Here is a 12294-nt window from a genome sequence, read left to right as displayed (position 1 = left end):
CTCCTTGGAAAAAGCGGGGGCCTTGCCGCCCCCGGGGAATGCCGTCTGGAATCAGGCCGGCAGGTAACGGACGCGCAACACGCCGCCGATCGTCTTGAGCTGGTCGATCAGCGTCTGCGGGACGGCGCTTTCGACATCGACCAGCGTGAAGGCGAAGTCGCCGCGTGACTTGTTGACCATGTTGTGGATGTTGAGCCCGGCGCCGGCGAGCGCGGTCGAGATCTGGCCGAGCATGTTCGGCACGTTGGCGTTGGCGATCGCCAGTCGGTACGCCGATTCGCGCGGCATCGAGATGTTCGGGAAGTTCACGGCGTTGAGGATGTTGCCGTTCTCGAGATAGTCGGCGACCTGTTCGGCGACCATGATCGCGCAGTTTTCCTCGGCTTCCTCGGTCGACGCGCCAAGGTGCGGCAGTGCGACGAAGTTCGGATGGCTGCGCAGCAGGTTGCTCGGGAAGTCGCAGACATAGGCGTGCAGGCGGCCTTCGTTGAGGCCGTCGAAGGCGGCGCGGTCATTGACGATGCCTTCGCGCGAGAAGTTGAGCAGGATGGCGCCCTTCTTCATCAGCTTGATGCGTTCGGCATTGATCAGGTCCTTGGTCGCGGGCAGCAGCGGCACGTGCAGGCTGATGAAATCGGCGCGCTTGACGAGGTCATCGACGCTGGTCGCCTTGCGCACCTGCGAGGGCAGTCGCCAGGCGGCGTCGACGGTGATTTCGGGGTCATAGCCGACGACGTTCATGCCGAGCTGGATGGCCGACTCGGCGAGCTGCGAGCCGATCGCGCCGAGGCCGATGATGCCGAGCGTGCTGCCGCGCAGTTCGTGGCCGACAAAGTGCTTCTTGCCGGCTTCGGCCTGCTTGAGCAGCGATTCGTCGTCGCCGACGAGGCCGTTGACAAAGCGCAGCGCCGGAAACAGGTTGCGCGTGCCGAGGAGCATGCCGGCGATGACGAGTTCCTTGACGGCGTTGGCGTTGGCGCCGGGCGCGTTGAAGACGACGACGCCCTTGTCGCTCATCGCCTTGACCGGGATGTTGTTGGTGCCGGCGCCGGCGCGGCCGATGCAGAGCACGCTGTCGGCTATCGCCATGTCATGCATGAGCTGCGAGCGGACGAGGATCGCGTCCGGCGCGGCGATGTCGTTGGCGACGGTGTAGCCCTCGGGCAGGCGGGCGAGGCCCTTCTTGGAAATCGAGTTGAGCGTCTGGATCTTGCGGGTCATGAATATGTCCTCGACATTAAGTGTCGTGACCGGCGCGGACGATGCGCCGGGCGCATGTTGTTGGCATCAGCAAAAAGCGCCCGGGCCGCGCAGGGCGGCCGGGGCGTTGCGGCGGGCTCAGCCGTGTTGCTGTTCGAATTCCTTCATCAGCGCGACGAGGGCCTGTACGCCTTCGATCGGCATGGCGTTGTAGATCGAGGCGCGCATGCCGCCGACCGAGCGGTGTCCCTTGAGCTGGACCATGCCGCGGGCCTTCGCCGCCTTGAGGAATTCGTCGTCGAGCGCCGCGTCCTTGAGCGTGAACGGAATGTTCATCAGCGAACGGTTCTCGACGGCGACCGGCGACTGGAAGAATTTCGACTGGTCGAGGAAGTCGTAGATCAGCTTGGCCTTGGCGCGGTTGACCTTTTCCATGGCGGCGATGCCGCCGTTCTTCTTGAGCCACTTGAAGACCAGGCCGGCGATGTAGATGGCATAGGTCGACGGGGTGTTGTACATCGAGTCGTTGTCGGCGGCGATCTTGTAGTCGAACATCGTCGGCGTGCCGGGGACGAGTTGTCCGAGCAGGTCTTCGCGGACGATGACGATGGTCAGGCCGGCCGGGCCAATGTTCTTCTGCGCACCGGCGTAGATCAGGCCGAATTTCGAGACGTCGATCGGGCGCGAGAGGATGTCCGAGGACATGTCGGCGACGAGCGGCACATTGCCGGTTTCCGGCGTCCAGAAGATTTCAACGCCGCCGATCGTCTCGTTCGTCGTGTAATGCACGTAGGCGGCGTTGGGGTCGAGCTTCCAGGCGCTTTGGGCCGGCGCGTAGGTGAAGTTCTTGTCTTCTGAGGAGGCGACGACGTTGACCTTGCCGTACTTCTGGGCTTCCTTGATCGCCTTCTTCGACCACTCGCCGGTATTGAGGTAGTCGGCCGAAGCTTTGCCGCGGAAGAGGTTCATCGGCACCATGGCGAACTGCATCGAGGCGCCGCCTTGCAGGAACAGCACCTTGTAGTTGGCGGGGATGTTCATCAGTTCGCGCAGGTCGGCTTCGGCCTCGGCCTGGATGCCCATGTATTCCTTGCCGCGGTGCGACATTTCCATGACCGACATGCCGCAACCCTGCCAGTTGACGAGTTCGTCGCGAGCCTGTTCGAGGACGGCCTGCGGCAGCGCGGCGGGGCCGGCGCTGAAATTGAAGATGCGATCCATGGAAAATCCTTTCTGAATGGAAGGTGAAAAGACGGGCAATCGGAAAAAGGCAAGGATCGTCATACCGGGGCATGACGATCCAACCCGGCAATTTTAGCGAAATTACGGGGTTTCCGCCGGGAACGGCTTTTTATTGCCCGGCCGTCGCCTTCGCCGATCGCCTGCGGCTCGCGCCAAATCGTTGCCCGGAGGCCGTTGCGGGGGATACACTGGATGCCGATGCGATGCCGGCGGGGGGCAGAATGGACGTGGGAGACTTTCGGCTGCGGGCAAGTCGCGTCGTCGGCATCGCCGGCGGCGTGCTGATGGTCGCCATGGCCGTCGTTGCGATCGTTGCCGTGCTGGCCTTGCGCGAACGCGAGATCGAGGACTGGCAGCGGCAGATGAGCACCATGTCGCTGCTGCTTGCCGAGCAGACCGAACAGACGGTTTTCGCTGCGTACCTCGTGCTCGACTCGGTGACCGACCGGGTTCGTGCCGCCGGCGTGCGGGATCAGGCGGCGTTCCGCCAGAAGCTGGCGACGCCCGAGATCCACGAGATGCTGCGCGAGCGCATCCGTGGCCTGCCGCAGATCGATGTCGCCAGCATTGTCGCAGCCAACGGCGACAACATCAATTTCAGTCGCGCCTATCCGATCCCGCCGATCAATCTCGCCGAGCGCGACTATTTCAAGGCGCACGTCGATAATCCGGCGCTCGGCGACTTCATCAGCCAGCCGGTGCGCAACAAGGGCAACGGCAAGTGGACCTTCTACATCAGCCGGCGGCTCAACGACGCGTCGGGTGAGTTTCTCGGCATGGTGCTGGTCGGCATGTCGGTCGATGCGTTCACCGACTTCTTCGAGCGCATCGCAAAAAATACCGGCGAGGGCACGACGATCAGCCTGTTTCGCAACGATCTGACCTTGCTGACGCGCTGGCCGTACCGGGACGAGGTGATCGGCACGATCAACCGCAGTGGCGGCGCTTACGAGGTGATTGAGCGCATGAAACTGCGCGATGCCGTGCTGTTGCGCAGCACGCCGCGCTTTTCGACCGGGCAGCCCGAGCTGCGGCTGACGGCGGCGCGGCAGCTTGACCGCTATCCGCTGGCAGTCGTGCTTGTCATTCCCGAGGATCTTTTCCTGGCGCGCTGGCGTACTTCGGCCTGGACGATTGCCGGCATGTCGGCGGCGGCCATGCTGGTGCTGCTGCTCGCCCTGCTCGCCTTGCTGCGCATCCTGTCGCAGCGCGAGGCGCATCTGGCCGAAATGAGCCGGCTCAAGGCCGAGGCCGAGTCGGCCAATCTCGCCAAGAGCCGCTTCCTGGCGACGATGTCGCACGAAATCCGCACGCCGATCAACGGCATCCTCGGCATGGCGCAACTCCTGCTGATGCCGAAAACGGCCGAGGCCGAGCGTCAGGAGTTCACCCGGACGATCCTGACGTCCGGCCAGTCGCTGCTCAATCTGCTCAACGACATCCTCGACCTCTCCAAGATCGAAGCCGGCAAGATGGTGCTGGAGCCGGCCGTGTTCGCGCCGGACCAGCTGATCCGCGAGGTCGGCCATCTCTTTTCCGGGTCGGCGACGAGCAAGGATCTGCAGTTGCAATGCGAGTGGCATGGCGATGCGGGACAGCGCTGCCGCGCCGACGTCTATCGTCTGCGCCAGATGCTGGCGAATCTCGTCAGCAATGCGATCAAATTCACGCCGAGCGGCAGCGTCACGATCGAGGGCCGCGAATGCGGGCGCGGCGATGGCGCTGCCTTGCTGGAGTTTTCGGTGCGCGATACCGGCATCGGCATCGCCGCCGACAAGCTGGCGGCGTTGTTCGAGCCGTTTTCCCAGGCCGACAACTCGACGACGCGCGAATTTGGCGGCACCGGTCTCGGCCTGTCGATCGTTCAGAGTCTGGCACACCTGATGGGGGGCGAGGTCGGTGTCGAGAGCGTGCCCGGACAGGGGTCCCGTTTCTGGTTTACTTGCGAGACGGAAACGGTTGCCGCCGGCCAGGAAGCGCGTCAGGGCGAGCGTGTGTCGACCGCCGACGGCGTGTGTCGCGGCATGCGCGCGCTGGTCGTCGAGGATAACGCCGTCAATCGCAAGGTGATTTCAGCCTTGCTGGCCAAGCTCGAGGTCGCCGTGTCGATCGCCGAGGACGGTCAGCAGGCGGTGGATGCGGTGGTCGGCGGCGCTGTCCCGGATGTCATCCTGATGGACATCCAGATGCCGGTGATGGATGGGCTGCAGGCGACACGGATGATCCGCGCCTGGGAGCGCCAGAACGGCAATACGCCTCCGATTCCGATCGTCGCCATGACGGCCAATGCTTTCGACAGCGATCGGCAGGAGTGTCAGGCGGCGGGAATGGACGACTTCATCAGCAAGCCGTACCGCTTCGAAGCACTGGCAGCGGTGCTGGCCAGGCTGCGCCGGGCGGACGACGCGCGTCCGCCGGTCGGATGATCAGGCTTTTTGCGTCGGGATGGTGTCGCCGGTGCGCGCGATACGGTTCTGCGCGTCGGCGTAGATGAGCTTCGGCTTGTGATTCGCCAGTTCGGCTTCGTCGTAATTGGCGAAGCTGGCGATGATCAGGAGGTCGCCCGGGGCGGCACGGCGAGCCGCCGAGCCATTGACCGAGATGATGCCCGACCCGCGTTCGGCGCGGATGGCATAGGTCGTGAAGCGTTCGCCGTTATTGACGTTCCAGATCACGATCTGTTCGTTCTCGATGATGTCCGCTGCTTCAAGCAGATCGTCGTCGATCGCACACGAGCCCTCGTAATGCAACTCGGAGTGCGTCGTGGTGACACGATGCAGCTTGGATTTGAGCATGGTTCTTTGCATGATGATGTCTTGATGCGCTGGCAGGTTGGGAAACCGGGAGGGAGATTCTAGACCCTGTGTCGGGGCTGTCAAGTTGTGGCTTTACGTAACAACTTAGGCAGGCAGTTGGAATTCGAGGTTGTCGATCAGGCGCGGCGTGCCGAGACGGCTGGCGGCGAGGACGACGAGCTCGCGATCGCCGGGTTCCGGCGTTTGCAGATCGGACTGCCGGCGGATGGCGACATAGTCGCTGCGCCAGCCATGCGCGTTGAGCTCGGCGACGGCGGCGCGTTCGAGCTTGGCGAAGTCGCGTTCGCCGGCTGCGGCGGCCTCGCGGATGCCGGCCAGCACGCGCGAGAGGCGCGGCGCTTCCTGGCGTTCGTCGGGCGTCAGGTAGCCGTTGCGCGACGAGAGCGCCAGCCCGTCGTCGGCGCGCACCGTGTCGCTTCCGACGATTTCGATCGGCAAGGCGAGCTGGCGCGTCATGTTGCGCAGGATCATCAGCTGCTGGTAGTCCTTCTTGCCGAACAGCGCGATCTGCGGCTGCACGATGTTGAAAAGCTTGAGCACGACGGTGGCGACGCCGCGGAAGTGGCCGGGCCGGAATTCACCTTCGAGCTGGTTCTGGATGCCGGGCGGATCGACCTGGTACTGCTGCGGCTCAGGGTAGAGATCGGTTTCGGTCGGCGCGAACAGCACATCGACGCCGGCGGCTTCGAGCTGCGCGCAGTCGGCGGCGAAGGTGCGCGGGTATTTGTCGAAATCTTCGTTCGGGCCGAACTGCAGGCGATTGACGAAGATGCTGGCGACGACCGTGTCGCCGTGCTGGCGCGCTTCGCGCATCAGCGTGATGTGTCCGGCATGCAGGTTGCCCATGGTCGGGACGAAGACGATGCGCGAGCGGCCCTTGAGGGCGGTGCGCAGCGCCGGGATGGAGGCGTGGATTTCCATGACGTCGGTTTCTCCGGTCCGGTCAGTAGCAATGCTCGGGGGCCGGGAAGCTGCCGTCCTTGACGGCGGCCGAATAGGCCGAGAAGGCGCCGACGATCGAGTTCTGTCCGGCGAGGAAGTTGCGCACGAAGCGCGGCACGCGGCCGGAAGCGACGTCGAGCATGTCGTGCAGGACCAGCACCTGGCCCGAGCAGTCCTTGCCGGCGCCGATGCCGATGGTCGGGATGACGAGCTTGGCGGTGACCTCGGCGGCGAGCGCTGCCGGGATCGCTTCGAGGACGATCAGCGTCGCACCGGCATCCTGCTGGGCGAGGCTGTCGGCCATGAGCTGGGCGGCACCGGCGTCGTCCTTGCCCTGGACGCGGTAACCGCCGAGTTGATGCACCGATTGCGGCGTCAGGCCGACGTGGGCACAGACCGGGATGCCGCGGGCGGTCAGGAAACGTGTCGTCTCGGCCATATCGACGCCGCCTTCGAGCTTGACCATCTGGGCGCCGGCGGCCATCAAGGTGACTGCGTTGCGATAGGCGACCTGCGGGCTTTCCTGGTAGCTGCCGAAGGGCAGGTCGGCGATGATCAGCGGCCGGCGGCAGCCGCGCACGACGGCACGGGTGTGGTAGGCGATGTCCTCGACGGTGACGGGCAGCGTCGAGTCCTGCCCCTGCACGACCATGCCGAGCGAGTCGCCGATCAGGATCGATTCGATGCCGGCGGCATCGCAGGCGCGGGCAAAGCTGGCGTCATAGCAGGTCAGCATGGCGATTTTCTCGCCCGCGGCCCGCATTTTCGCGAGGTCCAGGTGCGTCAGTCGGCGCGAGGTGGTTTGTGCGGACATGAGTAAGGTCTCAAGGTGGAAATGTTGGATGGGCGCAAGGATATACGGACTTCGGGGCCTTGCGTCAATTGTGGATGTCTGCAGGCAGGCGCTCGATCGCCTGCATCTGTGTTGCCGGACGCCAGGCGGCGGCGCTGCCGCGGCCGGGAATGCGGCAGTCGGGGGCGATTTCGAGCAGCGGTGCGAGGACGAAGGCGCGCAGGTGCATGCGCGGGTGCGGCACGCTCAGCGTCGGGGTGTCGATGACGCAATCGTCGAAGAGCAGCAGGTCGAGGTCGAGCGTGCGCGGCGCGTGGTAATAGTCGCGGCGGCGGCCGAAAACGGCTTCGATGGCGAAGAGTTCGTCGAGCAGCGCCGACGGAGACAGCGTCGTTTCGAGCGCGGCGACGGCGTTGATGAAGTCGGGCTGGCCGTGGATGCCGACCGGCGCGGTGCGGTAGAGCGAGGAGGCGCGCTGCAGACGGGCGCCGGGCAGCGCCTTCAGCGCGTCGAGGGCACGGCGCACCTGGGCGACGGGGTCGTCGAGGTTGGCGCCGAGGGCGACATAGGCAATGGACATGATGACCGGGGTGACTGCGGGGCGATATCCGGGAAAGGCGGTGGGCTCAGTCGGCGGCCGCAGCGGCGCTGTTCGGCTTGCGCTTGCGCCGCCGGCGCTTCTTGGCGTCGCCGGGTTGGGCCGGGAGCAGGAGCGCGGCGCGTTCCTCGCCGTCGGCGTCGATAAAGCGCGTCCACCAGTCGGCGAGTTCCTGTTCGATCTCGCCCGATTCGGCGCGCAGCAGCAGGAAGTCGTAGCCGGCGCGGTAGCGTGGCTGCTCGATCAGGCCGTAGGGGCGTTTGCCGGTGCGCTGCTCGAAGCGCGGCTGCAGCGCCCAGATGTCCTTGATGTCGCCGGCGACGCGGCGGGTGATCGCGAGCTTCTCCGCCTGCACGTCGAGCACTTCGTCCATGGCCTGGAAGAGCGCCGGAATGGCGCGCTCGCCGCCGGCTTTGAGCGCTTCCCATTTGCTCAGGACTTCGTGCCAGAGCAGTGTGGCGAAGAGGAACCCCGGCGAGATCGCCTTGCCGGCGCGCACGCGCCGGTCGGTGTTCTCGAGCGCGAGCATGACGAAACGTTCGCCGAGCGGCTGTTCGAGGATGACGTCGAGCAGCGGCAGCAGGCCCTGGTGCAGGCCTTCGGCGCGCAGTTGCTCGATGCAGCGGACGGCGTAGCCCGAGGTCAGCAGTTTGAGCATCTCGTCGAACAGGCGCGACGGCGGCACGTTCTCGATCAGTACGGCGAGTTCGCGGATCGGTCGCCGCGTGTCCGGGGCGATCGTCAGGCCGAGCTTGGCGGCGAGGCGCACGGCGCGCAGCATGCGCACCGGGTCTTCGCGATAGCGCGTGACCGGGTCGCCGATCATGCGCAGCGTCTTCTGCTTGATGTCGGCGACGCCGTGGTGGTAGTCGAGGATGGTTTCCTTGCTCGGGTCGTAATAGAGCGCATTGACGGTGAAATCGCGTCGCGCCGCGTCCTGCAACTGGTTGCCGAAGACGTTGTCGCGCAGGACGCGGCCCTCGGCGTCGGTTTGGGCGCGGGGGCCGCTCTGATCGTCGTGGTGGCCGCGGAAGGTGGTGACCTCGATGGTTTCCGAGCCCATCATGACGTGCACGATCTGGAAGCGGCGGCCGATGATGCGCGAGCGGCGGAAGCATTGGCGCACCTGCTCTGGCGTGGCGTCGGTGGCGACGTCGTAGTCCTTGGGCGAGATGCCGGCGATGAGGTCGCGCACGGCGCCGCCGACGACGAAGGCCTGGTAGCCGTGTTGTTGCAGTGTTTCAACGGTGCGGCGGCTGCCGCTGCTGAGCGCGTCGCGGCGGATGCCGTGCTGGCTGACGGGAATGACGGCCGGCGCGTCGGACTTGCCGGGGTGGGTGGCGTGTTTGCGGCCGAAGACGCGGGAAATGAGTTTGCGAATCATCGCGATGTGTTGGAAGTCGGTATTCAGAGATGTAAGTGAAGAACGGTCCAGCCGGCGCGCTCGGCATGCGCGCGCAGCGTTGCGTCGGGATCGACGGCGACCGGGTCGCTGACCAGGCCGAGCAGCGGCAGGTCGTTGTGCGAGTCGCTGTAGAACCAGCTGCGTTCGAAGCTGCCCCACCACAGTCCCATCGACTCGAGCCAGGCCTCGACGCGCGTGATCTTGCCTTCGCGGAACGAAGGCGTGCCGCGCGGCTTGCCGGTGAACTGGCCGCCTTGCTGGGCGGGAATCGTGCCGATCAGGTGGGCGATGCCGAATTCGCGGGCGATCGGCCCGGTGACGAAGCTGTTGGTGGCGGTGACGATGGCGCAGAGGTCGCCGGCGTCGAGGTGGCGGCGAACGAGGTCGCGTGCCTGCTGCGAAATGCGCGGCAGGATGCTGTCTTCCATGAATTCCGTGTGCCAGGCGTCGAGGTCGGCGCGCGGGTGCTCGGCCAGCGGCCGCAGCTGGAAGTCGAGGAATTCGAGGATGTTCAGCGTGCCGGCCTTGTACTGCTCGAAGAAGGCGGCGTTCTGCCGTTCGAAGCTGTCGCGGTCGACGATGCCCTTGTTAACGAGGAACTGGGTCCACTCGTAGTCGCTGTCGCCGGCGAGCAGCGTGTTGTCGAGGTCGAACAGGGCGAGGTGCATGGGCGGTGTCTTCCGGGTCAGCAGCGTTCGGTTTCGGGCGCTGCGTGAAGCACTTCGCGCAGCAGGGGCAGGGTGATCGGGCGCTGGTGTTCGAGCGAGAAGCGGTCGAGTGCGGCGAGCAGCGCCGAGAGGCTGCGCATGTCGCGCGGCGCGCGGGCCAGCAGGTAGGTGAAGGCTTCCTTCGGCAGGCGCATGCCGCGGGCCAGTGCCTGGGCGCTGAGGGCGGCGATCTTCTCGTCGTCGGTGAGCGGCTGCAGCCGGTAGATCAGGCCCGAGCCGAGCCGGGTGCGCAGGTCCTCGCGCAGGCGGAGACCGATCGGCGGTTGGCTCGCTGCGGTGAGCAGGTGCTTGCCGGCGGCACGGCGACGGTTGAAGAGGTTGAAAAGGGCGATCTGGCCGCCCAGGCTCAGGGCTTCGATGTGGTCGACGGCGAGGCAGTCGCTGTCGTCGTCTTCGAGGGGGGCGACGGCGGTCAGGTCGGGATCGGCGGCGGCGTCGCAGTAGGGCATGCCGCAGGCGCGCAGCAGATGCGTCTTGCCCGAGGCGGCCTCGCCCCAGAACAACAGCGAAGTCTCGTGGTTGTCGGGAGCGAGCCAGGCGGCGAGGCCGGTCACGGCTTCGCCGTTGCCGCCGACAACGAAATTGTCGAGGCTGGGCGGAGCTTCCGGAAGGAGGTCGAGGAGCAGTTGGCGCATGGCAAACAGGGCGGCAACACGGCGCGGGCGGCCCGTAATGCGGTGATTTCGGTTAAAATTCCGCCTTTTGCGGACGAAGTCGCGCATTTTAACACTATCGTGCGCCCTTCCGTCTTCCCTTTGCCCCGTTCGGACGACTTCCAGATGAATCAGCAATCCCTTTCCTACCGTGATGCCGGCGTCGATATTTCGGCTGGCGACGAACTGGTTGAACGCATCAAGCCCTTCGCCAAGAAAACGCTGCGCGAAGGCGTGTTGAGCGGTCTTGGCGGCTTCGGCGCACTGTTTGAGGTGCCCAAGCGCTATCGCGAGCCGGTGCTGGTGTCGGGAACGGACGGGGTCGGTACCAAGCTCAAGCTGGCCTTCGATCTCAACCGGCATGACACGGTCGGCATCGATCTCGTCGCCATGAGCGTGAACGACGTGCTCGTGCAGGGCGCCGAACCGCTGTTTTTCCTCGATTACTTCGCCTGCGGCAAGCTCGACGTCGATACGGCGGCCAGCGTCATCGCCGGCGTCGCCAAGGGCTGCGAGCTGGCGGGCTGCGCGCTGATCGGCGGCGAGACCGCCGAAATGCCGGGCATGTATCCGGAAGGTGAATACGACCTCGCCGGCTTCGCCGTCGGCGCTGTCGAAAAATCGAAGATCATCACCGGCCAGTCGATCGTGCCGGGCGACGTCGTCCTCGGTCTGCCGTCCTCGGGCGCGCACTCGAACGGCTATTCGCTGGTGCGCCGCATCCTGGCACGCGCCAACCCGGCGCTCGATGCGATCTTCGACGGCAGCCGCACGCTGGCCGAGGCGATCATGGAACCGACGCGCATCTACGTGAAGCCGATGCTGGCGCTGATGGCCGAGCTCGAAGTCAAGGGCATGGCGCACATCACTGGCGGCGGCCTGACCGAGAACATCCCGCGCGTCCTGCCGGAGACGGTCAAGGCCGTGGTCGAGCAGTCGGCGTGGCAGCGGCCGAAGCTGTTCCAGTGGCTGCAGCGCGAGGGCAACGTCGCCGAGAGCGAAATGCACCGCGTCTTCAACTGCGGTATCGGCATGGTCGTCATCGTCGCGCGCGAGAATGCCGCGCGGGCGATCCAGTTGCTCCAGGCCGCTGGCGAAGCGCCGGTCGAGATCGGTCGCATCGAGCCGCGCAACGGCGACGAGGCACAGACGATCGTCGTCTGAGGGGTCTTGTAACAGTTTGGATTACCGAGGCCATTCGTGGCCGGCGAGTAGTTTTTTGCGGGGAAGCGAATGCTTCCCCGTTTTTATTGGCGTGTCCGATGATCCGCTCTTGGGCTGCGTCGTATCGTTCGAGAGGGGTCCTGTTCAGGCGCAACGGAAAATCGACAGCTTGGGTTGCGCACGCTGGTTTTTGGCACGATCGGGGTGAGTTCCGCGAAGGATTTCAGCGCCACATCCGTCAGCAACGAGAGGGGGAAGCATGCCCTTGTGGTGACTCGGTTACCGGCTTGCACGCGTCACCCCGCGGCAACGATGGGCGTGGATGGAAACAGTCGCCCTGATCTGCTTTATGCGAGGGCCGGGCGTTCGACATCGGCGCCGGCCCGCCGATCGCGCGTGCGCGTGTCGAGCATGACGTTTCGCCGCGCCTGGCGGCGCTGGGCGATCCGCCGTTCCGGTCCAAAATAGTTGTGTCCCGATACGGCCGCGGCAGCACTGCCGTTTCCGGCCGGCCGTTGGTCGCCGGTCGGGCGGTCGGAAAGTTCATGGCGCAGTTCGGCCGAGGCGCCGATCGGCTCGGCACGCAGATCCTGCCGGCGATGGATGCCCGCTTCTGCGCTTTTCAGCGCCGCGCCCGTCGCTTCGATGATCGTCATGGCCGCTCCTTGTCCGCTCACCCCATGCATCAGGTATCGGCAGCGCCGGCACAGACTTGAATCATCCGCCACCGCCTATGTCAATTCGTGTAATGAG

12 protein-coding genes are annotated in these 12294 nt (G+C 65.5%); 2 read left to right on the top strand and 10 right to left on the bottom strand.

The genetic code is table 11. From position 1 onward, the window contains the following. Positions 1-51: 51 nt before the first annotated feature. Together BLR25_RS19100 and serC are read right to left on the bottom strand one after the other, a co-directional pair. On the bottom strand, positions 52-1221 hold the full coding sequence (locus BLR25_RS19100; protein ID WP_176785988.1) for a phosphoglycerate dehydrogenase: 1170 nt from the start codon (positions 1219-1221) through the stop codon (positions 52-54). Positions 1222-1338: 117 nt separating this feature from the next. Continuing rightward, positions 1339-2421, bottom strand: a complete 1083-nt coding sequence (gene serC / locus BLR25_RS19095) for a 3-phosphoserine/phosphohydroxythreonine transaminase (RefSeq protein WP_091940100.1) — start codon at positions 2419-2421, stop codon at positions 1339-1341. Between the two features lie 248 nt (positions 2422-2669). On the opposite strand from serC, the gene BLR25_RS19090 reads away from it, so the two are divergent. Beyond that, positions 2670-4868: a hybrid sensor histidine kinase/response regulator gene (locus tag BLR25_RS19090; RefSeq protein WP_218122820.1), complete on the top strand. Its 2199-nt coding sequence runs from the start codon at positions 2670-2672 to the stop codon at positions 4866-4868. On the opposite strand, the gene panD is transcribed toward BLR25_RS19090, so the two are convergent. The 7 genes from panD to hda form a co-directional block, all read right to left on the bottom strand. After that, the gene (gene panD / locus BLR25_RS19085; protein WP_091940096.1) at positions 4869-5249 is read right to left on the bottom strand and encodes an aspartate 1-decarboxylase; all 381 of its coding nucleotides are present in this window, start codon (positions 5247-5249) and stop codon (positions 4869-4871) included. Between the two features lie 93 nt (positions 5250-5342). Next, the gene (gene panC / locus BLR25_RS19080) at positions 5343-6179 is read right to left on the bottom strand and encodes a pantoate--beta-alanine ligase (protein ID WP_091940094.1); all 837 of its coding nucleotides are present in this window, start codon (positions 6177-6179) and stop codon (positions 5343-5345) included. A gap of 22 nt (positions 6180-6201) precedes the next feature. Next, positions 6202-7014, bottom strand: a complete 813-nt coding sequence (panB, locus tag BLR25_RS19075) for a 3-methyl-2-oxobutanoate hydroxymethyltransferase (protein ID WP_091940092.1) — start codon at positions 7012-7014, stop codon at positions 6202-6204. 64 nt (positions 7015-7078) lie between these two features. After that, on the bottom strand, positions 7079-7573 hold the full coding sequence (folK, locus tag BLR25_RS19070; protein WP_091940090.1) for a 2-amino-4-hydroxy-6-hydroxymethyldihydropteridine diphosphokinase: 495 nt from the start codon (positions 7571-7573) through the stop codon (positions 7079-7081). A 46-nt stretch (positions 7574-7619) separates the two neighbouring features. Then, complete coding sequence (pcnB, locus tag BLR25_RS19065; protein WP_091940088.1) at positions 7620-8975, bottom strand: polynucleotide adenylyltransferase PcnB; 1356 nt, start codon at positions 8973-8975, stop codon at positions 7620-7622. Between the two features lie 23 nt (positions 8976-8998). Then, the gene (locus tag BLR25_RS19060) at positions 8999-9664 is read right to left on the bottom strand and encodes a histidinol-phosphatase (protein ID WP_091940086.1); all 666 of its coding nucleotides are present in this window, start codon (positions 9662-9664) and stop codon (positions 8999-9001) included. A 17-nt stretch (positions 9665-9681) separates the two neighbouring features. Next, positions 9682-10359: a DnaA regulatory inactivator Hda gene (gene hda / locus BLR25_RS19055; protein ID WP_091940137.1), complete on the bottom strand. Its 678-nt coding sequence runs from the start codon at positions 10357-10359 to the stop codon at positions 9682-9684. A 144-nt stretch (positions 10360-10503) separates the two neighbouring features. On the opposite strand from hda, the gene purM reads away from it, so the two are divergent. Beyond that, positions 10504-11541 carry a phosphoribosylformylglycinamidine cyclo-ligase gene (purM, locus tag BLR25_RS19050; protein WP_091940084.1) on the top strand — a complete coding sequence of 346 codons (1038 nt, stop codon included), beginning with the start codon at positions 10504-10506 and terminating at the stop codon, positions 11539-11541. Positions 11542-11888: 347 nt separating this feature from the next. Here the strand turns inward: purM and BLR25_RS19045 are convergent, their stop codons facing one another. Next, entirely contained in the window at positions 11889-12197 is a 309-nt protein-coding gene (locus BLR25_RS19045; protein ID WP_143009929.1) for a hypothetical protein, read from the bottom strand. Positions 12198-12294 lie beyond the last annotated feature (97 nt).

Source organism: Propionivibrio dicarboxylicus, from assembly GCF_900099695.1.
Classification (GTDB): Bacteria; Pseudomonadota; Gammaproteobacteria; order Burkholderiales; family Rhodocyclaceae; genus Propionivibrio; species Propionivibrio dicarboxylicus.
The sequence above is the reverse complement of the archived record's forward strand: the minus strand, read 5'-3'. Positions and strand labels throughout refer to the sequence as shown.

Coding starts and splice junctions, on each gene's coding strand:
- BLR25_RS19100 (WP_176785988.1), bottom strand. CDS start 1,221: ATGACCCGCAAGATCCAGACGCTCAACTCGATTTCCAAGAAGGGCCTC.
- serC (WP_091940100.1), bottom strand. CDS start 2,421: ATGGATCGCATCTTCAATTTCAGCGCCGGCCCCGCCGCGCTGCCGCAG.
- panD (WP_091940096.1), bottom strand. CDS start 5,249: ATGCAAAGAACCATGCTCAAATCCAAGCTGCATCGTGTCACCACGACG.
- panC (WP_091940094.1), bottom strand. CDS start 6,179: ATGGAAATCCACGCCTCCATCCCGGCGCTGCGCACCGCCCTCAAGGGC.
- panB (WP_091940092.1), bottom strand. CDS start 7,014: ATGTCCGCACAAACCACCTCGCGCCGACTGACGCACCTGGACCTCGCG.
- folK (WP_091940090.1), bottom strand. CDS start 7,573: ATGTCCATTGCCTATGTCGCCCTCGGCGCCAACCTCGACGACCCCGTC.
- pcnB (WP_091940088.1), bottom strand. CDS start 8,975: ATGATTCGCAAACTCATTTCCCGCGTCTTCGGCCGCAAACACGCCACC.
- BLR25_RS19060 (WP_091940086.1), bottom strand. CDS start 9,664: ATGCACCTCGCCCTGTTCGACCTCGACAACACGCTGCTCGCCGGCGAC.
- hda (WP_091940137.1), bottom strand. CDS start 10,359: ATGCGCCAACTGCTCCTCGACCTCCTTCCGGAAGCTCCGCCCAGCCTC.
- purM (WP_091940084.1), top strand. CDS start 10,504: ATGAATCAGCAATCCCTTTCCTACCGTGATGCCGGCGTCGATATTTCG.
- BLR25_RS19045 (WP_143009929.1), bottom strand. CDS start 12,197: ATGACGATCATCGAAGCGACGGGCGCGGCGCTGAAAAGCGCAGAAGCG.